General features: G+C 63.8%; 21 protein-coding genes and 1 pseudogene. 14 read left to right on the top strand and 8 right to left on the bottom strand.

Translation table 11 applies throughout. The features are described from left to right. The 5 genes and pseudogenes from DQW91_RS12240 to DQW91_RS12220 all read left to right on the top strand — a co-directional run. Positions 1-367, top strand: a pseudogene (locus tag DQW91_RS12240) (methyl-accepting chemotaxis protein); the annotation flags it as partial. Between the two features lie 3 nt (positions 368-370). Then, positions 371-871 carry a chemotaxis protein CheW gene (locus DQW91_RS12235; RefSeq protein WP_112663903.1) on the top strand — a complete coding sequence of 167 codons (501 nt, stop codon included), beginning with the start codon at positions 371-373 and terminating at the stop codon, positions 869-871. Between the two features lie 24 nt (positions 872-895). Then, entirely contained in the window at positions 896-1,261 is a 366-nt protein-coding gene (locus DQW91_RS12230) for a response regulator (protein WP_112663902.1), read from the top strand. A gap of 48 nt (positions 1,262-1,309) precedes the next feature. Further along, positions 1,310-2,410 (top strand): protein-glutamate methylesterase/protein-glutamine glutaminase, encoded by a 1,101-nt coding sequence (locus DQW91_RS12225; protein ID WP_245411009.1) that lies wholly within the window; start codon positions 1,310-1,312, stop codon positions 2,408-2,410. Then, positions 2,407-3,264 (top strand): CheR family methyltransferase, encoded by an 858-nt coding sequence (locus tag DQW91_RS12220; RefSeq protein ID WP_112663901.1) that lies wholly within the window; start codon positions 2,407-2,409, stop codon positions 3,262-3,264. Before DQW91_RS12225 ends, DQW91_RS12220 begins: the two co-directional genes overlap by 4 nt. Positions 3,265-3,421: 157 nt before the next feature. Here DQW91_RS12220 and DQW91_RS12215 read toward each other — a convergent pair whose 3' ends face one another. Both DQW91_RS12215 and DQW91_RS12210 read right to left on the bottom strand, forming a co-directional pair. Continuing rightward, the gene (locus DQW91_RS12215; protein WP_112663900.1) at positions 3,422-5,026 is read right to left on the bottom strand and encodes a peptidoglycan L,D-endopeptidase MepK; all 1,605 of its coding nucleotides are present in this window, start codon (positions 5,024-5,026) and stop codon (positions 3,422-3,424) included. Between the two features lie 135 nt (positions 5,027-5,161). Continuing rightward, a complete protein-coding gene (locus DQW91_RS12210) occupies positions 5,162-6,859 on the bottom strand; it encodes a L,D-transpeptidase family protein (protein ID WP_245411008.1) in 1,698 nt (565 codons plus the stop codon). Positions 6,860-7,267: 408 nt separating this feature from the next. On the opposite strand from DQW91_RS12210, the gene DQW91_RS12205 reads away from it, so the two are divergent. The 8 genes from DQW91_RS12205 to DQW91_RS12170 all read left to right on the top strand — a co-directional run bounded on the left by DQW91_RS12205 (position 7,268) and on the right by DQW91_RS12170 (position 16,001). Next, complete coding sequence (locus tag DQW91_RS12205) at positions 7,268-9,097, top strand: M3 family oligoendopeptidase (RefSeq protein ID WP_245411007.1); 1,830 nt, start codon at positions 7,268-7,270, stop codon at positions 9,095-9,097. 5 nt (positions 9,098-9,102) lie between these two features. Next, positions 9,103-10,470, top strand: coding sequence for an ABC1 kinase family protein (locus DQW91_RS12200; RefSeq protein WP_112663897.1), 1,368 nt, complete (start codon positions 9,103-9,105; stop codon positions 10,468-10,470). A gap of 52 nt (positions 10,471-10,522) precedes the next feature. Continuing rightward, on the top strand, positions 10,523-11,767 hold the full coding sequence (locus DQW91_RS12195; protein WP_198411855.1) for a glycosyltransferase: 1,245 nt from the start codon (positions 10,523-10,525) through the stop codon (positions 11,765-11,767). 140 nt (positions 11,768-11,907) lie between these two features. Then, the gene (locus DQW91_RS12190) at positions 11,908-12,198 is read left to right on the top strand and encodes an aa3-type cytochrome c oxidase subunit IV (RefSeq protein WP_112663895.1); all 291 of its coding nucleotides are present in this window, start codon (positions 11,908-11,910) and stop codon (positions 12,196-12,198) included. Positions 12,199-12,461: 263 nt separating this feature from the next. Beyond that, positions 12,462-13,598, top strand: a complete 1,137-nt coding sequence (locus DQW91_RS12185; protein ID WP_112663894.1) for a Re/Si-specific NAD(P)(+) transhydrogenase subunit alpha — start codon at positions 12,462-12,464, stop codon at positions 13,596-13,598. Between the two features lie 14 nt (positions 13,599-13,612). Then, complete coding sequence (locus DQW91_RS12180) at positions 13,613-14,047, top strand: proton-translocating transhydrogenase family protein (RefSeq protein ID WP_112663893.1); 435 nt, start codon at positions 13,613-13,615, stop codon at positions 14,045-14,047. 4 nt (positions 14,048-14,051) lie between these two features. Beyond that, a complete protein-coding gene (locus DQW91_RS12175; protein WP_112663892.1) occupies positions 14,052-15,452 on the top strand; it encodes an NAD(P)(+) transhydrogenase (Re/Si-specific) subunit beta in 1,401 nt (466 codons plus the stop codon). Between the two features lie 69 nt (positions 15,453-15,521). Then, on the top strand, positions 15,522-16,001 hold the full coding sequence (locus DQW91_RS12170; protein ID WP_112663891.1) for a GNAT family N-acetyltransferase: 480 nt from the start codon (positions 15,522-15,524) through the stop codon (positions 15,999-16,001). Here DQW91_RS12170 and DQW91_RS12165 read toward each other — a convergent pair. The 6 genes from DQW91_RS12165 to DQW91_RS12140 all read right to left on the bottom strand — a co-directional run bounded on the left by DQW91_RS12165 (position 15,988) and on the right by DQW91_RS12140 (position 19,893). Beyond that, a complete protein-coding gene (locus DQW91_RS12165) occupies positions 15,988-16,542 on the bottom strand; it encodes a nucleotidyltransferase family protein (protein WP_112663890.1) in 555 nt (184 codons plus the stop codon). The genes DQW91_RS12170 and DQW91_RS12165 overlap by 14 nt on opposite strands. A gap of 22 nt (positions 16,543-16,564) precedes the next feature. Beyond that, on the bottom strand, positions 16,565-17,398 hold the full coding sequence (locus DQW91_RS12160; protein WP_245411006.1) for a tetratricopeptide repeat protein: 834 nt from the start codon (positions 17,396-17,398) through the stop codon (positions 16,565-16,567). A gap of 188 nt (positions 17,399-17,586) precedes the next feature. Next, entirely contained in the window at positions 17,587-17,853 is a 267-nt protein-coding gene (gene rpsU / locus DQW91_RS12155; RefSeq protein WP_112663889.1) for a 30S ribosomal protein S21, read from the bottom strand. A 166-nt stretch (positions 17,854-18,019) separates the two neighbouring features. After that, the gene (locus DQW91_RS12150) at positions 18,020-19,099 is read right to left on the bottom strand and encodes a 5-(carboxyamino)imidazole ribonucleotide synthase (RefSeq protein ID WP_112663888.1); all 1,080 of its coding nucleotides are present in this window, start codon (positions 19,097-19,099) and stop codon (positions 18,020-18,022) included. Between the two features lie 4 nt (positions 19,100-19,103). Next, positions 19,104-19,595 (bottom strand): 5-(carboxyamino)imidazole ribonucleotide mutase, encoded by a 492-nt coding sequence (gene purE / locus DQW91_RS12145; RefSeq protein ID WP_112663887.1) that lies wholly within the window; start codon positions 19,593-19,595, stop codon positions 19,104-19,106. Between the two features lie 97 nt (positions 19,596-19,692). After that, positions 19,693-19,893, bottom strand: coding sequence for a YdcH family protein (locus DQW91_RS12140; protein ID WP_112663886.1), 201 nt, complete (start codon positions 19,891-19,893; stop codon positions 19,693-19,695). Positions 19,894-20,095: 202 nt separating this feature from the next. Here DQW91_RS12140 and DQW91_RS12135 point away from each other — a divergent pair, with 202 nt between their 5' ends. Beyond that, positions 20,096-20,278: a YdcH family protein gene (locus DQW91_RS12135; protein ID WP_112663885.1), complete on the top strand. Its 183-nt coding sequence runs from the start codon at positions 20,096-20,098 to the stop codon at positions 20,276-20,278. The last annotated feature ends 27 nt before the right edge of the window (positions 20,279-20,305 follow it).

The raw sequence follows: 20,305 nt of genomic DNA, 5'->3' as shown, positions 1-20,305 counted from the left end.
CCAGACCTCGAAGGCGACGGACGAGATCTCGGCACAGATCGGCTCGGTGCAGCAGGCGACGGACGAGGCGGTGCGGGCGATCCACGAGATCGCCAAGACGATCACGGAGATGTCGCAGATCTCGGTGTCGATCGCGGCGGCGATGGAGGAGCAGGGCGCGGCGACGGCGGAGATCGCGCGCAACGTGCAGGAGGCCGCGCGCGGCACGGAGATGGTCACCGGCAACATCGGCGATGTCCGCCAGGGCGCGGGCGAAACCGGTGCCGCCGCCTCCCAGGTCCTCGGCGCCGCCCAGGAACTCGCCCGCCACTCCTCAACCCTCGGCCAGGAGGTCGATGGCTTCCTTTCCGGCGTCAAGGCCGCTTGAGCCATGAAACACGACAACGCGCACAACCGGATCGTCGGTGCGGAGAAGGCGAGAGCCTTCGCCGACTATCGTGAATATCCCACCGTCACGGTTGCGGGCCAGATGCTCGCCCTGCCCATCGAGCGCGTACATGACGTGTTCGTGGCCAGTGAGATCACCGCCGTGCCGCTGGCCTCGCGCGAGATCGCCGGGCTGCTGAATCTGCGCGGGCGTGTCGTCACCGCCGTCTCGCTGCGCCGGCGTCTTGGATTGCCCGATCTCGAAACGGTCGAGCGGCGCATGGCGGTGGGGCTCGAGCACCGGGGCGAAGCTTTCGGCCTGCTCGTGGATGAAGTCGGCGAAGTGCTCAAGCTCGATCCCGACGCCCTGCAGCCGAACCCGGTTCACATGGACCCGGAATGGGCCACGCTCTCGCAAGGAGTCCACCAGCTTGACGGAAAGCTTCTTATCATTCTCGACGTCGATGCCGTGCTCGCCTTCGGGGCTGAAGCACAGGCCGCCTGATCTTCTCTCACGGAGTGCACGCCAGTGAAGCATTGCCTGATTGTTGATGATTCCACCGTCATCCGGAAAGTCGCCCGCCGTATTCTGGAGGAGATGTCATTCCGCGTCTCGGAGGCCGAGAACGGCGAGAAAGGGTTGTCGGCCTGCCGATCCGAGATGCCCGATGCTGTGCTCCTCGACTGGAACATGCCGGTGATGGACGGCTACGAATTTCTCGGGCGGTTGCGGCAACTTCCCGGCGGCGTCGAACCGAAGGTGGTGTTCTGCACGACGGAGAACGACATCGCCTTCATCTCGCGCGCACTCGATGCGGGTGCCAACGAGTACATCATGAAGCCTTTCGACAAGGACATTCTGATCGCGAAGTTTCAGGAAGTCGGCCTCGCCTGAAACTCTGCCTCTCGATTTTGAATCTCCCTCCAACGCCAAGACACACCGATGACAGCCGAGCCTCTTTCCTCCGTGACCTCCGCAGAGCCGCCAAAGACCCGCGTCATGGTCGTTGACGACAGCGTTGTCATTCGCGGCCTCGTCGCGCGCTGGATCGCCGAGGTTGGAAAATTCGACGTCGTCACCACCGCCGCCAATGGGCGGATTGCCGTTGAGGCGGTGGAGCGGTTCCAGCCTGATATCGTGCTGCTCGATCTCGAGATGCCGGAGATGGACGGCGTCGCGGCGCTGCCGCTCCTCCTCAAGCAGAAGCCCGGGATGCGGGTCATCGTGGTTTCCACGCTCACGCAGCGCAATGCGGAAATTTCCCTGAAGTGCCTTTCGATGGGGGCCGCCGATTATCTGGCGAAACCCGACGGGCGCCACCAGGTGAGTGCATCCGCCGACTTCCGCCGGGATCTCATCGAGAAGCTGACGATCCATGCCGGATCGCGAGCTCGCCCGGTGCGCGTGGCTCCTGCCGCCGTTGTTGCGCGGCCATCAATTAAGCCCATCGCAACGCGCCCCGAGTGCCTGCTGATCGGCGCATCGACGGGCGGCCCGCGCGCGGTTGAGGAAGTGCTGGGCGGCCTCGGCTCGGCGCTGCGGCGCGTGCCCATTCTCGTGGTGCAGCACATGCCCCCGATGTTCACCGCCGTTTTTGCCGAGCACCTGCAGACGCAATTCGGCCTGCGGGCCTGCGAGCCCACGCATGGTGAGCCGCTTTCGCCGGGAACGATCTTCATCGCACCGGGAGGCCGTCACATGGGGCTCTCGCGGACGGGAAGTGATGTGCCCGTGATCCGCCTCGACGACACGCCGCCGGTCAACTTCTGCCGCCCTGCCGTGGACGTGTTGTTTCGCGATGCGGCGGCGGTGCTCGGCAAGGCGGCGCTCGCCGTCGTGCTGACGGGGATGGGAGCGGACGGCACGCAAGGTGCGCGCGCCCTCGTGAAGGCCGGAGCCACCGTTCTGGCTCAGGACGAAGCCACCAGCACCGTCTGGGGCATGCCGGGCAGCATCGCTAAGGCCGGCCTTGCTCATGATGTTCTGCCTCTCGACGCCATCGGCCCCGCTTTGAAGGGCTACATCACCGGTTCCTCCTCATGACCGAACTCGATCTCGATTTTCTCTGCGCTTTTCTCAAGACCCGCTCGGGTCTCGCCCTGACGCCTGAAAAGCGCTACCTGGTCGAGAGCAGGCTCGCGCCTGTGTGTAAGACCTTTCATGTCGAGACATTGTCCGAGTTGATCGCGGGCCTGAAAGCGGGAAGGGATCCCGATCTCGAAAAATCCGTCGTCGAGGCGATGACGACGAACGAGACCTTTTTCTTTCGCGACAAGTCGCCGTTTGATCTCTTTCAGAATGTTCTGCTGCCGCGCTATCTGACTGCGCGAGCCACCACGCGCCGCCTGCGCATCTGGTGCGCGGCCGCCTCGACCGGGCAGGAACCCTACTCGCTCGCGATGCTGTTGAGCGAAGCGGCGTCCCGCCTTGCGGGCTGGCGCGTGGAGATCGTCGCCACTGACATTTCGACTGAAGTTTTGGAGAAGGCGAAGGCCGGTCTTTATAACCAGTTCGAAGTTCAGCGCGGTTTGCCTATTCAGCTGCTCCTGAAATACTTCACCCGCGTCGGCGACCAGTGGCAGATCGCTCCGCAGATCCGCTCGATGGTGGATTTCAAGCCGCTCAACCTCATCAAGGAATTCGGACAGCTCGGCACTTTCGACATCATCTATTGCCGCAATGTGCTGATCTATTTCGACAGGCCAACGAAAACGGATGTCCTCAAGCGTCTTGCCAATGCGCTGCCGGCGGATGGCGCGTTGTTGCTTGGAGCCGCCGAGACGGTGATCGGTCTCACGGAAGACCTGTCACCCGATGCGGTCAATCGCGGCCTTTACGAGAAAGTCTCGCGGCAGGCCGTCGAGCCGGCATCGCCGAGATTGGCGGCATTGCGCTGAGAGAAAGGCTCCCTCGAAGGAGGCTGCTTGAAAGACGCCCTTTTCATGAAGCGGCGTCTTTTTTCTTTTGCGCAGTGATCAACGCAGACGATTCAAGGCAAAGAAAAGGGCGGGGTTGAGCCCGCCCTTTCAATATGCCTGGAGCTAGAACCGATGCCTAACGAAGAACCGGAAGCGGCTTGACCGAGGGGCCGCTGAACTTGTTCGTCGCGAGATCCCCCATCGGCTTCGACGAGAAGCTCATATGCAGAGCCGCATTTGCCGCCAGTGGACTCGGTGCTGGTGCGGCCTTGTCCTTTGCCGCGGAGTTCGGTTTGGCAGGAAGCTCGACCGGCCCTGCGGCGGCGACGGCGATGGCGCGCGCGCCAGGGCGCGGCGGCGGCAGCGGATGATTGATCGATGCCGTCGTCGTGACATCGACAGTGCCGCGCGCGTCGGGCAGGCCGGGGATCGGGTTCGTCGCGGCGAGCGTGCTCGGGCGAACCGGCGGCATCGGCGCATAAGCAAGAACGGTCGTGGACGGCGCCGCGTTGTCGTCAGGCCGGCGAGGCGGCATCGGCGCGAAGGTGTTCTCGCGGCCGATTTTCATGTCCGCGCCATTTTGGCCCGAGGCTCCCTGCTGCCAGGCGAGCGTCGGTCCGGTTGGCGTGTCGATCGTGCTCGGCAGTCCCGCAATCCGTGTCGGAGCGACAGGCGGGAGCGGCGGCGGTGAGATCGGATCGTCACGTAAGGCGGCGGCGGCGCTACGGATCGCCTGCTCATCCGGTTCCTGCCTCGCCACCTGCACCGGAGCGGCGCGAGGTGCCGGCTGTTGCGGAACCGAGGACCCGTTGTTGTAGGCCATCAGGACAGACGTAGCCGAGTCGCTCGCGTAAGCGTTTCTGTCCGGCGTATTGCGGCTCGCGATAATCGCGCGGCCTGGGCGGGAAGCAGTGCGGATTTCTTCCGCATCCTCATCCTCGTCGCTGCCGCCGAAGAGCGTCGCCCACAGGCTCCTGCGCCGGGACGGTGCGGCAGCGCCGCCTCCCTCTTCCGCTTCAGCATAGGCGGTGTAGCCCGCGACCGCGCCGCCCTTGGCGAGCACTTCGGCGCGTGCTTCCTCGTAGCGCGCCATCGGCGTGCCATCGGCGGGAATGTGCACGGTTTTGCCATCGGGGAAGATGCGGGCGAGCTGGTCGCGCGTCATGCGCGGCCAGGCGCGCACGCTGCCGACGTCGAGGTGAACGAAAGGCGTATAGGCGTTGGGGTAATAACCGACGCCGCCGTTTTGCAGGCGCATGCCGATGGCGCGAAGGCGCTCCGTCGAGGCGTCGGGGATGTAGAAATCCATCGCCTTGCCGAGCATGTGCTGGCTGTTCTTCGCCACGGCGCTGGAGCGACGGCGCAGCATCGCGTTGGTGTTCGGCGAGCGGTAGCCCGAATTGACATGGACCGGCGAGCCCGCGCCGACTTCCCGATAAACCTCCCACACCGTATCGAAGAGGCGTGGGTCCATACGGGTCGGCTCGTCGCGGCGCCAGTCGCGCAGGAACCAGTTCAGTTGCTCGAGACCGGAAGAATCGTACTGGCCGTTGCGCCGGAACGTGACGGTCACCGTTTCCTTGGTGTTGTTGTGATAGAAGGTCAGGGTCCGCGTGTCGCCGTTGGCGATGGCATCCTGAGTGCCCCGCGTGCCGCCGATGAGGAGGGCAGCCAGCGCGACAAGGCCGATTCCAGTCCGGCGCGCGAAGTTCGACGCGGCCGCCTTGCGGCCCGAACGCATGACTCTCACTGTGATACTCGTCTTTTACGCGCCGCAAGGAGGGGGAGCGGCTTCCCTTATAGTGAAGGGAGATTTGCCGAAGACGGTTACTTCCACGTTAAGCCTGACGAAAAAAATTCAGGCCGGTGAATTAGGTCACCCGTCGAGCCCCAGGGCGGCCCGGACCTTGCGGTTGAGGCCATAGAGATCCTCGAAGGTCTTCATTTCGCCGGTCTCGTCGGAGGAGAGCGTGAAATAGGTCAGGTGGACCGGCAGCGGCTCGCGCAGGTGGATATAGCGCTCGCCCTTGCCGATCAGGCCACGCAGCTTCTGCTCGTTCCAGCCCTGGCTTTCCAGGACCTCTTGCGCCAGCTGGAAAGGCTGGTCGACACGCACGCAGCCGTGGCTGAAGGCGCGGTCCTGCGCCGAGAACAGCTTTCTGTTCGGGGTGTCGTGCAGGTAAACGGCGTATTGGTTGGGGAACATGAATTTCACGTAGCCCAGCGCGTTGCGCTCGCCGGGCGGCTGCTGCACCGAGATCCGGTTGCCGTTGCGGATGACCTTGTAGCCCTTCCGCGCGGCATAGGTCGGATCGCTGGCAAGTGCGGGCAGAAACTCTTTCTTCATGATCGAGGGCGGCACGGTCCAGGACGGGTTCACGACGAGATACTTCATCTCATCGGAGAAAATCGGCGTCTGGCTCTCCTTCTTGCCGACGATCACCCGCGTCTCGTGAATGACGTCCTTATCCTGCACGAAGCGCAGGCGGTACTCGGGCACGTTGACGAAGATGTGCCGCGTACCGAGATCGCGAGGCAGCCAGCGCCAGCGCTCCATGTTGGCGATGAGATCGCCTTCGAGCCGCGCCGCCGAGGTGCCGGGGTCGAGCGCGGCGACGGTCTGCGCCGTGAGGTCGCCGCTGGTCGGCAACCCCTTCTCCTTCTGGAAGGCGGAGACGGCGGAGACGACCGTGTGGTCATAGGCGGTCTCGTCACCGGACGAGGGGCCCAGGTTGAAGCGGGCGCGGATCAGCGGCACGCGCGGATCGCGCATGCCGAGCCGCAGCGTCGGCCCCTTGGGAACATGCACGACGGGGCGGGGCACGTTGTTCTCGCGCAACTGCGCCAGTTTCGCCTTGAGGGCGCGGTAGCCCTCATGCGGTGGATTGAAATCGGCAAGCGCCACACCGGCATCGGGCGTGGAGACGAGGGCGCTCAAGATCGCCTCGATGGCGGGAAGATCGAGCGTCGGCGCAATAAGATTGGAAAGGCGGGCGGGGTCGATGCGCCCGCCGCGCGCATCGCGGGCATAGCGGATCGCCGCGACGCTGAGCTTCAGGTCGGCCTCCGCCCACGCGGCGGGAGGAGCGTCCTTCGCCAGCGACAGGGAGGGTAAAGGATAGTCTGCCGGGTCGAGGCCATCGTTGCCAGCGTCGCGCAAGATCGCGGCAACGCCTTGCGCTGCCGGCAGAAAGGCACCGTCCCGCGACCAGAGGGTGGGCTGGGCGGCAGCGGTATAGAAGGCCGTCAGCGCCTCGCGGTCCTTGGCGTTCAACCGAAGCTCGCGCATGGCGGTATCATTCGCCAGCCGGTCCATGATCGCGCCGCGCAGGACGTCACCTTGCGTGAAGGTGACGGCGGCGGGCGTGGGGATATCGACCGAGGCCTGAAGCGGCCGGGCGTCTTCCTCCGAGATCGCGACGGGCGCGGGAGTGGGCGGGGCAGGGATCAGGTCGTCGAAGACGGGGGAGGCGGTCTCAACCGGCAGAGCGAGAATGATTTCGGATGCGTTTTGCGGGTGCGGTCCGCCTTCCGCCGTTTCAAGAGCTGCGGCGGCAACCGCGTATAACGACACCGATCCGGCCAGACCCAGACAGCCAATGGTCCTGCGCAGATTCCGCATCTCTCTCGCTCCATTCCCTTTTTTGCGCCCGCCCGAAGTCAGCGAAACGCAAAAGGGGTTTCTGCGAGGGACGATCCTCGTACAAACTTAAATGCGCGAAATGCTCAGGCGGCCATGCCGGCGGTACCCGATTCCTAGCCCAATTCCTTCAACTTTTTGTAAAGAGCGGAGCGTAAATTTCAGGCGCGGAATTCGTTCCTTCAAGGGTTCCGGCACCGCCTGAAAAAATGGTAAACCCGCCGTTAACGGCGCACCAACCTTTTCAGTGCGATGGGTTGATCGGATGCGCCCGGCATCCAATATTCCGGGCAGCCTTCTCGAACGTTTTCGGACAAAATGCCTACTTTTCAGGATGCCCTCATGGTTCACCAGTCTGCTATCGCAAGCGCCGCCACTGATGCCGATTTCGGTTCGCTTCCGGAGTGGGATCTCTCCCATCTTTATCCCGGCATCGACAGCGAGGCCTTCAAGGCGGACATGATCAAGGCGGAGGCGGAGTGCCAGGCCATCGCCGAAACCTATCGTGGCAAGCTGGCGGAACTGGCCCAGGCGGCGGATGCCTCCTTGCGCCTCAGCGAGGCGGTGCGCCGCTACGAGAGGGTCGAGGATCTTTTAGGACGGCTCATGTCCTATGCCGGGCTCGTCTATTCCGGCGATACGACAGATCCGGTGCGGGCGAAGTTCTATGGCGACACGCAAGAGCGGCTGACGGCGGCGTCGAGCGAGTTGCTGTTCTTCGGCCTCGAACTGAACCGCATCGACGATGCGGTGATGGACAAGGCCATGAGCAACGCGCCGCTCGCCCATTTCCGCCCGTGGATCGAGGACCTGCGCAAGGACAAGCCGTATCAGCTCGAAGATAGCATCGAGAAGCTGTTCCACGAGAAATCGGTGACAGGCCGTTCCGCCTGGAACCGCTTGTTCGATGAGACCATCGCCGCTTTGCGCTTCAACGTGCGGGGCGAGGAGCTTGCCATCGAGCCGACCCTGAACAAGCTGCAGGATACGGATGGCAGCGTCCGCAAGGATGCCGCCGAAGCGTTGGGCAAGGTCTTCAAGGCGAATCTGCGCACCTTCACGCTGATTACCAATACACTCGCGAAGGACAAGGAAATCTCCGACCGCTGGCGCGGCTTCGAGGACGTGGCGGATTCCCGTCACCTCGCCAACCGCGTCGAGCGCGAGGTTGTCGAGGCAATGGTGTCCGCTGTGCGCGAGGCCTATCCGCGCCTCTCGCATCGCTATTACGCGCTGAAGGCGAAGTGGTTCGGCAAGGACGCGCTGGATTACTGGGATCGCAATGCGCCCCTGCCGAAGGTGGAGCAACGCACCATCACCTGGAACGAGGCGCGCGAGACGGTGCTTGGCGCTTATTCCGCCTTCTCGCCGCGCATGGCGCAGATCGCGGAACGTTTCTTCGATGAAAAGTGGATCGACGCACCGACGCGTCCCGGAAAAGCGCCGGGCGCTTTCGCGCATCCGACGGTTCCGTCAGCGCATCCTTATGTTCTCCTGAACTATCAGGGCAAGCCGCGCGATGTGATGACGCTTGCGCATGAACTGGGCCACGGCGTTCATCAGGTTCTCGCCGCGCCCAACGGCGCACTCATGGCGCCGACGCCGCTGACGCTTGCCGAAACGGCGAGCGTCTTCGGTGAAATGCTCACCTTCCGCCGCCTGCTCGACCAGACCGCCGACAAGGTGCAGCGCAAGGCGATGCTGGCGGCGAAGGTTGAGGACATGCTCAACACCGTCGTGCGCCAGATCGCGTTCTACTCCTTCGAGCGCAAGGTTCATGTGGAGCGGCGAAACGGCGAACTCACCGCCGATCAATTGTGCGATCTGTGGATGTCGGTGCAGGCAGAGAGCCTCGGCCGCGCGATCCGCCTCGGCCCCGGTTATGAAACCTTCTGGGCCTATATCCCGCACTTCATCCATTCGCCGTTCTACGTCTACGCGTACGCTTTCGGCGATTGCCTCGTGAATTCGCTCTACGGCATTTACGAACGTTCGAGCGAGGGCTTCGTCGACCGCTACTTCGCACTGCTTTCAGCCGGTGGAACGAAGCACTACTCCGAACTTCTCGCACCCTTCGGCCTCAATGCCAGCGATCCCGCGTTCTGGCAGATCGGCCTGTCGATGATCGAGCGTCTGATCGCCGAACTCGAAGAGATGGAGAAGGCGGCGTAGAGCCCATGCCAGAGCGCGACCGCGAAGCGAACCGCTTTTCCGCCCGCGCCGCGCGCTATGCCCGCGTTGGCGCGAACATGAGCGGCGTCGCGGCGCGCATGGCGGGAGCCCGCATCTTCGGCGGCGAGAGCACTGCAGCCAACGCCATCGCGCTCGCTCAGGCTCTCGGCGGGTTGAAAGGCCCGATCATGAAGGTGGCGCAGCTTCTCGCCACCATTCCGGATCTTCTACCGCCCGAATATGCCGCAGAACTCCAGAAGCTGCAAAGCGAAGCCCCGCCGATGGGCGCGGCTTTCGTGATGCGGCGGATGCAGGCGGAGCTTGGGCCGGATTGGCGCAGCCGCTTCGGCTCCTTCGATCCTCACCCCGCGGCGGCAGCGTCCTTGGGCCAGGTGCATCGGGCGACATCGAAACAGGGCGAGGCGCTCGCCTGCAAACTGCAATATCCCGACATGCAGTCCGCCGTCGAAGCGGATCTGAAGCAACTCGACATCGCGCTGGCGCTTCATCGTCGTCTCGATCCTGTCATCGACACGAGCGAGATCGCTCAGGAGATCGGCGAGCGTGTTCGCGAGGAACTCGACTACGAACGTGAAGCGAAGCACGCCGCGCTCTATGCGCACCTGCTCGAAGGCATCGGCGAGGTTCGCGTGCCGCAGGTTCACCCCGATCTCTCGACGCGCCGCCTGCTCACCTTGAGCTGGCTCGAAGGGGAGAGGATCCTCAACTTCGTGAGCGCCGACGCAGCCATCCGCAATCGCCTCGCCGTCGCCATGTTCAAGGCCTGGTGGCATCCCTTCAGCCATGCGGGCGTGATCCACGGCGATCCGCATCTTGGAAACTACACCGTGTTTTCGGAAGGCGGCGAGGCGCGGGGGATCAACCTGCTCGATTACGGCTGCATCCGTATTTTCGATCCCAAGTTCGTTGGCGGCGTGGTCGATCTTTATCGCGGCCTGCAACAGAACGACCGCGCGCGCGTCGTTCACGCTTACGAGACATGGGGCTTCAAGAACCTGTCCCATGACCTGATCGACATTCTCAATATCTGGGCGGGGTTCATCTATGGCCCGCTGCTGGACGATCGGGTCCGCACGGTGGCGGATGGCGTCGCGCCCGGAGAATATGGCCGTCGCCAGGCTTTTCAGGTTCACAAGGCGCTGAAAGAAAAAGGCCCGGTCACCGTGCCGCGCGAATTCGTCTTCATGGACCGCGCTGCCGTCGGGCTGGGAGCCGTCTTCCTGCATCTGCGCGCGGAATTGAATTATCACCGCCTCTTCGAGGACGAGATCGAGGCTTTTTTGGTCGAAGGCCTTGCGGCGAGGCAGGCGCAGGCGCTCGGAGCCTGCGGCCTTCTCGTCTCAACGTTATGAGGTTGCATTCGCCGCCCGAACACCGTAGTTACGGTTGGTAAGGGGTATGCCGATGAAGATCGTTTTCGTTCACCAGAATTTTCCGGGTCAGTTCCAGCGCCTTGCGCGGAGTTTCGCAGCCGAGGGTCACGAGGTCATCGGCCTGTGCATGACCGACACGGCGAAGCGATCCCCCATCCCCGGTGTGAAGGTCTATAATTACAACCCGGTGGCCGGGCCGGAGGACGCCCCGTTCCAGAACCGCTATTCCCCTGTCGTCCCTCGGTTGCGGCGCGCCTACGGCGTTGCCCATCTGGCACGCAAGCTGGCCGATCAGGGCCTCCAGCCGGATGTGGTCGTCGTCAACACGGGCTGGGGCGAGAACCTTTTCCTCAAGGACATCTGGCCGAACGCGAAGCACGTCGCCTATTTCGAATATTACTACCGGGCCAAGGGGCAGGATTGCGATTTCGATCCGGAGTATCCGGTGACGAGCGAAGAAGTCATCTGGCGTCTGCGGCTGAAGAACTCCATGCAGCTCGGCGCGCTCGATGCGGCTGACGTCGCCGTCGCTCCCACCGTTTACCAGCGCAACACCTTCCCGGAATACCTGCACGACAGAGTCGAGGTCATTCACGACGGGATCGATACGCAGAAGCTGGTTGCCAGTCCTGACGTGAAAATCCGCATCGGCGCGAAAAACGGGCCGATGCTGACCCGCGACAAGCCCGTCGTCACGTTCGTGACCCGCAACATCGAGCCGATGCGCGGCGCGCACATCGTCTTCCGAAGCCTGCCCTATATGCTCGACATCGATCCCGAACTTCAGGTCGTGATCATTGGCGGCAAGGGAACGAGCTATTCGGGCTCGGCCCCGAACGGCCAGAGCTGGTTCGACGTGTTCCGCTCCAAGATCGAGCGGCCGGTCGACTGGTCCCGCGTTCATTTCGTCGGCAGCCTGCCCTACGAGCAATTCGTGCGGGTGCTCCAGGTTTCCTCGGCCCATATCTACATGACCTATCCCTTCGTGCTGTCCTGGTCGTTGATCGAATCCATGGCGCTTGAATGCCGGATCGTCGCCTCCGATACGGATCCGGTTCGCGAGGTCATCCAGGACGGCGTCAACGGTCGGCTCTTCCCGTTCTTCGACGAGAAGGCGCTGGCTGCGCGGGTGCGCGAGACCATCGTCGAAAAGGAGCGTTCGGCGGAGATGGCCCGGGCTGCTCGTGCCCTTGCCGTCGAAAAGTATGATTATGCCACTGCTTGCCTGCCGCAATGGCGGGAGTTCCTTGGCATTCCGGCGCCCGCAGGGGCCTAGCGCCGGGGCTGACGCCGCGGCGGTTGCTAAAGGCCTTACAGGCGGCATTTTCGGGAGCTTGCTCCATTCGAAGATTGCGGCGGGCCGATCCATGCGGTAAACGCAGCATCAATATCGAATGCTGAACTCAGGGCATGACAATGGCGACCAATCAGGTGACGGACACGGAATACCACCCCGCGATGGACGAGGCGGCTCATGAGGCAACCTATCGGGGCTTCGTGACCTTTGCCGAAATCGGGACGGCCGTCGTTATCTGCTGGGTGCTGGCGCTTGCTGTCGGCGGCGTGAAGCATGGCTGGCTGACCGCGATCGTCGGCGTCGCCCTTTCGCTCGTGGCCGGCGCTGCCGGCGCCAAGTCTTCCGCCATCGGCATCCGCGCGCCCCTGGCCGTCGCGGTTCTGCTGCTCCTGGCTCTCGTCTTCTACTAAGAGTACGCCCTGCAACGGCAGGGTTGCTCTTTCGGAAGACCGTTATAAATCAACAAATTAGGGGATGGTCACGGTTCGAGCCGCGGCTGCCCCTTGAGCGAGCCTCAAATATGTAGCTTCAGACGAGAGGCTGATTGCGTCTCTTGAAACACGCTCAGCCTTTCGTTTTCTAGACTGCCGCATGATCCGGGCGAACAACCGGTGCCCACTGATCATGCTCTAAAATTCGAGGCGTCTGACGGGCGCCGAGCGCGGGGGTGTGCATGCTGATAGCCGTTCTCTCCGAAACCGATGCCGTGGAGCCACGGGTCGCCGCAACGCCCGAGACCGTCAAAAAATACAAATCCCTTGGTGCCGACATTGTCGTGCAAGCGGGCGCCGGCGTTCGGGCCGGGGTTCCCGATGCGGAATTCGAGGCCGCCGGCGCGAGCATCGCGAAGGACGCGAAGAGCGCCGGCAAGGATGCTGATGTCGTCCTCAAGGTCCGCCGCCCGACCGAGGCGGAACTAAAGGTCATCAAGCCCGGCGCGCTGGTGATCGCGATCATGGATCCTTATGGCCAGGATGCTGCGCTCAAAGCGCTGGCCGAGGCCAAGGTCGCCGCTTTTTCCATGGAATTGATGCCGCGCATCACCCGCGCGCAGGTGATGGACGTGTTGTCCTCGCAGGCGAACCTTGCCGGCTACCGCGCGGTGATTGACGCCACGGCGGAATATGGCCGGGCCATGCCGATGATGATGACGGCGGCGGGCACGGTGCCGGCGGCGCGCGTCTTCATCATGGGCGCGGGCGTTGCGGGCCTGCAGGCCATCGCCACGGCGCGCCGTCTTGGCGCGGTGGTGACGGCAACGGACGTGCGCCCCGCCGCCAAGGAACAGGTGGAGAGCCTGGGCGCCAAGTTCATCGCGGTCGAGGACGAAGAGTTCAAGCAGGCAGAGACGGCGGGCGGCTACGCCAAGGAGATGTCGGCGGAATATCGCGCCAAGCAGGCCGCGCTCGTTGCCTCGCACATCGCCAAGCAGGACATCGTCATCACCACGGCGCTGATCCCGGGCCGTCCCGCGCCGAAGCTTGTGACGCGGGATATGGTGGAGAGCATGAAGCCGGGTTCAGTGGTGGTCGATCTCGCTGTCGAGCGCGGCGGCAATTGCGAACTTTCCAAGCCCGGTGAAGTGGCGGAGCATAACGGCGTGAAGATCGTCGGGCATCTCAACGTGCCGGGCCGCCTCGCCGCGACGGCCTCCAGCCTCTACGCCAAGAATCTCTATGCCTTCGTCGAAACCTTGGTCGACAAGGAAACGAAGGCGCTCGCCGTGAAGTGGGACGATGAACTCGTGAAGGCAACATGCCTGACCCGCGACGGCGCCATCGTCCATTCCGCATTTCAGCCGACGACTTGAGGCAGGGGGAAAGCATGGCACTCACACCCGAACAGGCAGTCGAGCAATCGAAGGCCGCAGCAGCCGTTGCCCAGCGCGCAGCGGAAGCCGCGCAGGCCATCGCCGATCAGGTCGCGCTCGCGGCCTCCACCGCGACCCACGGCGCGGTCGACCCCACGGTGTTCCGTCTCGCCATCTTCGTCCTGGCGATCTTCGTCGGGTACTACGTGGTGTGGTCGGTGACGCCGGCGCTCCACACGCCGCTGATGTCGGTGACGAACGCGATCTCCTCTGTGATCGTGGTCGGCGCGCTTCTCGCCGTCGGCGTCAATGTGGCGCCGGCCCTCGGCGACGGGCCGGTCTGGGCGCGGACGCTCGGCTTCATCGGCCTCGTTTTGGCGTCCATCAACATCTTCGGCGGCTTCCTGGTGACCCAGCGCATGCTCGCCATGTACCGCAAGAAGGGTTGAGACGATGTCGGCCAATCTCGCCTCGATCCTCTATCTCGTCTCCGGCGTCCTCTTCATCCTGGCCCTGCGCGGCCTTTCGCATCCGACCACGTCGCGGCGGGGCAACATGCTCGGCATGGCGGGCATGGGCATCGCCATTGTCACGACCCTCTTCGTGCAGCCGCCTGACGGGTTCGGCGGCTGGGCGCTGGTGATCCTCGGCCTTGGAATCGGCGGCGGCATCGGTGCGGTGGCGGCGCGCAAGGTGCCGATGACGGCGATGCCGCAGCTCGTCGCTGCGTTCCACTCTCTTGTCGGCCTCACGGCAGTGCTGGTGGCGGCAGGCGCGCTTTATGCGCCGCAGGCTTTCGGCATCGGCGCGGAGGGTTCGATCCACGGCAGTTCGCTGTTCGAGATGGCGCTCGGCGTCGCCATCGGCGCGATTACCTTCACCGGCTCGGTCATCGCCTTCTTGAAGCTCGATGGGCGCATGTCCGGCAAGCCGATCATGCTGCCGCAGCGCCACCTTCTCAACATCGCGCTTGGCGTGCTGCTGTTTGTGCTGCTGGTGATCTTCATCCGCACCGAGAGCCATGCCGCGTTCTGGCTCATCGTGCTTGTGTCCTTCGTCCTCGGCGTGACGCTCATCATCCCCATCGGCGGTGCGGACATGCCGGTGGTGGTGTCGATGCTCAACTCCTATTCGGGATGGGCGGCGGCGGGCATCGGCTTCACCCTCGGCAATCTCGCGCTGATCATCACCGGCGCGCTGGTCGGCTCGTCGGGTGCGATCCTGTCCTACATCATGTGCAAGGGCATGAACCGCTCGTTCTTCTCGGTCATCCTCGGCGGCTTCGGCGGCGAGACGGCCGGTGCGGCGGCGGGCGCGGCTGAAACGCGCCCCGTGAAGCAAGGCTCGGCGGACGATGCCGCCTTCATCATGAAGAACGCCTCCAAGGTCATCATCGTGCCGGGCTACGGCATGGCGGTGGCGCAGGCCCAGCACGCCCTTCGCGAGATGGCGGATCAGCTGAAGGCCGAGGGCGTCGAGGTGAAGTACGCCATCCACCCGGTGGCGGGCCGCATGCCGGGCCACATGAACGTGCTGCTCGCCGAAGCGAACGTGCCTTACGACGAGGTGTTCGAGCTCGAGGACATCAACGGCGAATTCCCGCAGGCCGATGTCGCCTTCGTCATCGGCGCCAACGACGTGACGAACCCGGCGGCCAAGACCGACCCCTCCTCGCCGATCTTCGGCATGCCGATTCTCGATGTGGAGAAGGCCAAGACGGTGCTGTTCATCAAGCGCGGCATGGGCTCCGGCTATGCGGGCGTCGAGAACGAGCTGTTCTTCAAGGACAACACCATGATGCTCTTCGGCGATGCCAAGAAAATGGTCGACGAGATTTTGAAGAATATCGACTGACCGTTTCGCTCATCGGTATTATGTTCAGAAGGCCGGTCACGACCGGCCTTTTTGCTTGAGAGATGACGGATGGCGGAAATCGGCTTACGGACGGCGATACTCGCGGATCGCAGTGCGATCATCGAACTCATTCACAAGCTGAACGTGTTCGAGGCCGACCTGACCCATGACCGCTCCCGCGACTACGAGGGCGCGGAGGCCTATTACGACGAACTCCTGCGCCGCCTTTCGGGCAGGGAAGGGCGTATCGTCCTGGCGGAAGCCGATGGCCGGATTGTCGGCGCGATGGGCTTTTGCGTCGATCGCGACGCCGCCTACATCACCGACGATGTGCGCCTCCACGGCACGGTGACCGATCTCATCGTCCATGAGGATTGGCGCGGGCGCGGCATCGGCCAGATGCTGCTCAACGAAGCCGAGCGCCTGACGCGCAAGGCCGGGCTCCAGCGCCTGATGATCGGCGTGCTCGTTGCCAATGAGCGGGCCGCGCGCACCTATCGCGATTTCGGTTTCGAGCCTTACGTCTCGGTGCTGATCAAGGATCTATGAAAGACAGGCGCGGCCAGCGGGCGCCCCAGTCCTTGCCGGCAATCCGCTTTCGATAAAGATCGGGCTTGAGGGCGAAGGCGGGTGTCGGCCGCACCACGAGGCCGAGAAGGTCCTCGATGCCGTGAGGAGCGATCAGCTCGACGTCTCCGTCATTCAGGCGCGCCGCTATGGCCGTCGCCGTCTCAGGCCAATGGGCGATGGCGTGAGACGTGTCGCGATAAGGCGCATCGCCGTTGCGGCTGTGCATGCGGGCCTGGTTTCTGACCTGCCAATTGGGCCGAGGGCTCAGCGCGTGCAGGCGCTGCTCCAACGCGATGTCTCGATGCTCGCTTATGTCAGTGGGGTCGAAATAGGCGACGTCGATGTCGCTTAAACTTGCGAAATCCGGCTCGCGCCCATGCAGCGCATCCCAGACCGCGTTGCGGATGAAGCCAGCGCCGATCCAGCAATCGGGTAGGCCGAGACTTTCGACATGGCGAAGAGCCTCGATCCATTGCGGCAACGAGGCGAGAAAGCCGGCGATGTCACGTATGCTGCGCATCGCCGGTTCCGGTCTTCAAGCCTTAAAGGCGGCTCTGCCCTTGCCGGGCGACGCTGTTGCCGTTGTCGATGGACAGCGCGCGCTGGAAGCTCTCGATGGCGGCCTGCTTGTTGCCCATCTTCTCGTAGGCGACGCCGCGCCAGGCCCAGGAATCCGCGTCGCGGTTGTTCACGTTCAGCGCCGCGTTGAAATCCTCGATGGCCTTTTCGAACTGGTTCGTGGCGATCAGGCTCTGCCCGCGCGCGGCGTAAGGAGCGCCGACGAAGGGGTTGCGGTCGATGGTGGCGTCGAAGTCGAGGATGGCCTGCTGATGCATGCCCTGGCGCTGGTAGAGCAGGCCACGGGCATGGACCGCCTCGGCCGATTCGGGCAGCAGGCGGATCGCGATGGAAAGATCGTTCAGGGCGTCCTGATACTGATTCTGCGAGCGGTAGAGGTTGCCGCGCCCGATATAGGCCGGGCCGTAATTCGGGTCCGCCTGGATGGCGCGGGTGAAGTCGCCAAGGGCCTGATCGTTGCGTCCGGTCTGGCGCAGGGCCAGCGCCCGGTTGGTGTAGGCCGGGGCATAGTTGGGATCGAACTGGACGGCCTTCGAGAAATCGCTGATCGCGTCGCTGTAGCGGCCGACGCGGGCATAGGCCGCGCCGCGCGTGTTGTAAGCGCCGGGATCGTTGGGGTTGCGCTCGATGACCTCGCTCAAGGACGAGATGTTGACCCCCGAGGTGCCCTGCGTGTCCTCTTCCACGACCGCGATGCGCCGGGTCATGCCGCCACTCGTGGTGTCACAGGCCGCGAGAGCGGCGGTGAGAAGAATGAGGGCGAGCGGCTTGAGGGGGCGAATCGAAGGGGCGAACACCTTGGATCTCCAGATGAATGAGGAAGAATAAGCCTTTTGCAGCAAAAAACTTAACGGATACAGAATGCTGGAACGCGACGCTGTGGGGAGGGAGGCCAGCTCTCCAAATGCAATCGGCGCCTCCCGCTTTCGCAGAAAGGCGCCGACTGGAAACTCAAAATCCGAACCCCTTAAAGGGGTTGGAGCCCTTAGCGGGCTTCAGCCGAGCGCGGCTGTCCCGGACGGGTCGACACGGCGCGCGGCTTGGAAGGCAGGAGGCCTTCGCGCTGCAGGCGCTTGCGAACCAGCTTGCGGGCGCGGCGGACTGCTTCGGCCTTCTCGCGAGCCTTCTTCTCGGAAGGCTTCTCGAAGTGGCCGCGAAGCTTCATCTCGCGGAAGATACCTTCGCGCTGCATCTTCTTCTTCAGGGCGCGGAGCGCCTGATCGACGTTGTTATCACGGACAAGAATCTGCACGCGAAATCCTCGTGTTGCGCAGGGTCGTTTGATTCAAAAACAAAGGAGGCGCGCCATGCGCACCTCGTCTGGGCGGTTTCGTTAGCAAAGGAAACCTTGGGTGTCCAGAGTTTCTTTGCCGAAAAAAGCCGTCCCGCTCCGATAAACGGCCAAGCCGGACGAAGGTTCAGGGCTTCTCTGCAAAAATCCGCGTGACGTGGCCCATCTTGCGGCCCGGCCGGGCCTCGGCCTTGCCGTAGAGGTGCAGATGTGCGCCGGGTTCCGCGAGAATCCGCTCCCACTCGTCCACGTCGCTGCCGATGAGATTCTGCATTTCCACCCGCCCGAGCCTGCCGGTCGCGCCCAAGGGCCAGCCGCAGACGGCTCGCACATGCTGCTCGAACTGCGAGGTCTCGGCCCCGCCGAGGGTCCAGTGGCCGGAATTGTGCACCCGAGGGGCGATCTCGTTGACGACGAGGCGCTCCTGCCCGTTCTCCCGCACGAGAAACAGCTCGACCGCCAGAACACCTACATAGTCGAGAGCATCGGCGATCTTGCGGGCGATGAGGATGGCCTGCTCCCCCGTTCCGGGCTTCACATCGGCGGGAACGCGAGTGGTGTCGAGGATGTGGGCGCGGTGCTCGTTCTCGCACAGGTCATAGGCGGCAAAATCGCCATCCTTGCCCCGCGCGGCGACGACGGAAACCTCCCGCTCGAAGGCGACGAAACCTTCCAGAATCGCCGGCGAGCGGCCGATGGCCTCGAAGGCGACCGCCGGATCGTCGCCGGGGCGGATGATGGTCTGCCCCTTGCCGTCGTAGCCGAAACGCCGGGTCTTGAGCACCGAGGGGCGTCCGATGGCGGCAATGGCCTCGGCAAGCTCGGCCTCGTCGGCCACCGGCGCGAAAGGGGCTGTCTCGATGCCAAGGCCCGATACGAAGCTTTTTTCCAGAAAACGGTCCTGCGAAACCGCCAGCGCCTGCGCGTTGGGGGCAAGCAGGGCGTGCGCACTTAAGGTATCGGCGGTGGCGCTCGGCACGTTCTCGAATTCATACGTGATGACATCGACCGCCTTGGCGAAGCGCACCAGGGCGGCCTCGTCCTCGTAGGACGCGATGGTGTGCGCCGCAGCCACGTCGAAGGCGGGGCTGTTCTCTTCGGGGGCGTAGATATGGGTGCGCAGGCCGAGCTCGGCGGCTGCGATCGCGATCATCCGGCCGAGCTGGCCACCGCCGAGAATGCCAAGGGTGCTGCCGGGGCGGATCATGGTCTCAAGGCTCCCTGGAGGGACGCTCGGCGACGCTTTCGCTCTGGCGCTGCCGCCAGGCGTCGAGCCGCTTCGCCAGGGCCTTATCGTGGAGCGCCAGCACCGAGGCGGCAAGGAGAGCCGCGTTGACGGCTCCCGCCTTGCCGATGGCGAGCGTGCCGACCGGGATGCCGGCGGGCATCTGCACGATGGAGAGAAGGCTGTCCTGCCCCGACAGGGCCTTGGACTCGACGGGCACGCCGAAAACGGGGAGGGGGGTCATGGCGGCGGTCATGCCCGGCAGATGGGCGGCGCCGCCCGCGCCCGCGATGACGACCTGGAAACCCTCGTCCTTCGCACCCTTGGCGAAGGCCACGAGGCGGTCGGGCGTACGATGGGCCGAGACGATGCGCGCATCGTAGGCGATGTCGAGCGCCTCGAGCGTTTCAGCCGCGTGCTGCATGGTGGCCCAGTCGGACTGACTGCCCATGATGATGGCGACGGGGATTCCAGCCATGCTTGCGTCTCCGGATCGGCCTTGTGACCCAACGGGGCATAGCGAAGCCTTGGCGGGCAAGCAAGGCTGCGGGGACGAATAACCGCGCGATCCGCCTTCAGGCGATGATGTCGGGAGTGAGCTGGTCTTCCAGGCGGATGATCTGGTCCTTGAGGACGAGCTTGCGCTTCTTGAGGCGCTGCACCTGTAACTGATCGCCGGTGATGATGTGCTCCAACGCGTCGATGGCGTTGTCCAGATCGCGATGCTCCTGCTTCAGGCGGGCGAGTTGATCGTCGAGTTCAGCCCTGTTCGGCATCGATTGGAAACCTTGCACGTCAAAAGGCGACGGACCCTGTCAGGCCGCCGCTCAACGGAGCGAAGTATGCTCCGCGTGTCCCTGGAGGGCAAGCCGCTGGAGCGTGTTTTCCCATTTGCGCACTGCAGCGACGATTGCCTTCGACTCGCCATGTTCCTTGTGTCAGATTTGTTTTGTCGGATAACGAACAGGAGGGACCGATATGCCTTTGCTGAATCATCTGACGGAGCTGGAGCGTAAGCATCGGACGCTGGAGCGTCAGATCGAGGACGCCCAGAACCACCCGTCGACAGATGACGTTACACTGGCCGAACTCAAGCGGAAGAAGCTTCAGCTCAAGGATCAGATTTCCAAGCTGAAGAACGCGCAGCCGATGGTGCACTAAGCGCATTCCATAAAAAACTGCCCGAGC

The organism is Microvirga flavescens (genome assembly GCF_003290125.1).
Lineage (GTDB): Bacteria > Pseudomonadota > Alphaproteobacteria > Rhizobiales > Beijerinckiaceae > Microvirga > Microvirga flavescens.
This window is presented reverse-complemented; position numbering and strand designations above follow the sequence as displayed.

Bases quoted from the DNA above. Each gene is read 5' to 3' on its own strand.
- DQW91_RS12190 (WP_112663895.1), top strand. From the start codon at position 11,908: ATGGCGACCAATCAGGTGACGGACACGGAATACCACCCCGCGATGGAC.
- DQW91_RS12180 (WP_112663893.1), top strand. From the start codon at position 13,613: ATGGCACTCACACCCGAACAGGCAGTCGAGCAATCGAAGGCCGCAGCA.
- DQW91_RS12200 (WP_112663897.1), top strand. From the start codon at position 9,103: ATGCCAGAGCGCGACCGCGAAGCGAACCGCTTTTCCGCCCGCGCCGCG.
- DQW91_RS12165 (WP_112663890.1), bottom strand. From the start codon at position 16,542: ATGCGCAGCATACGTGACATCGCCGGCTTTCTCGCCTCGTTGCCGCAA.
- DQW91_RS12235 (WP_112663903.1), top strand. From the start codon at position 371: ATGAAACACGACAACGCGCACAACCGGATCGTCGGTGCGGAGAAGGCG.
- purE (WP_112663887.1), bottom strand. From the start codon at position 19,595: ATGGCTGGAATCCCCGTCGCCATCATCATGGGCAGTCAGTCCGACTGG.
- DQW91_RS12225 (WP_245411009.1), top strand. From the start codon at position 1,310: ATGACAGCCGAGCCTCTTTCCTCCGTGACCTCCGCAGAGCCGCCAAAG.
- DQW91_RS12185 (WP_112663894.1), top strand. From the start codon at position 12,462: ATGCTGATAGCCGTTCTCTCCGAAACCGATGCCGTGGAGCCACGGGTC.
- DQW91_RS12205 (WP_245411007.1), top strand. From the start codon at position 7,268: ATGGTTCACCAGTCTGCTATCGCAAGCGCCGCCACTGATGCCGATTTC.
- DQW91_RS12195 (WP_198411855.1), top strand. From the start codon at position 10,523: ATGAAGATCGTTTTCGTTCACCAGAATTTTCCGGGTCAGTTCCAGCGC.
- DQW91_RS12220 (WP_112663901.1), top strand. From the start codon at position 2,407: ATGACCGAACTCGATCTCGATTTTCTCTGCGCTTTTCTCAAGACCCGC.
- DQW91_RS12135 (WP_112663885.1), top strand. From the start codon at position 20,096: ATGCCTTTGCTGAATCATCTGACGGAGCTGGAGCGTAAGCATCGGACG.
- DQW91_RS12215 (WP_112663900.1), bottom strand. From the start codon at position 5,026: ATGCGTTCGGGCCGCAAGGCGGCCGCGTCGAACTTCGCGCGCCGGACT.
- DQW91_RS12140 (WP_112663886.1), bottom strand. From the start codon at position 19,893: ATGCCGAACAGGGCTGAACTCGACGATCAACTCGCCCGCCTGAAGCAG.
- DQW91_RS12150 (WP_112663888.1), bottom strand. From the start codon at position 19,099: ATGATCCGCCCCGGCAGCACCCTTGGCATTCTCGGCGGTGGCCAGCTC.
- DQW91_RS12170 (WP_112663891.1), top strand. From the start codon at position 15,522: ATGGCGGAAATCGGCTTACGGACGGCGATACTCGCGGATCGCAGTGCG.
- DQW91_RS12175 (WP_112663892.1), top strand. From the start codon at position 14,052: ATGTCGGCCAATCTCGCCTCGATCCTCTATCTCGTCTCCGGCGTCCTC.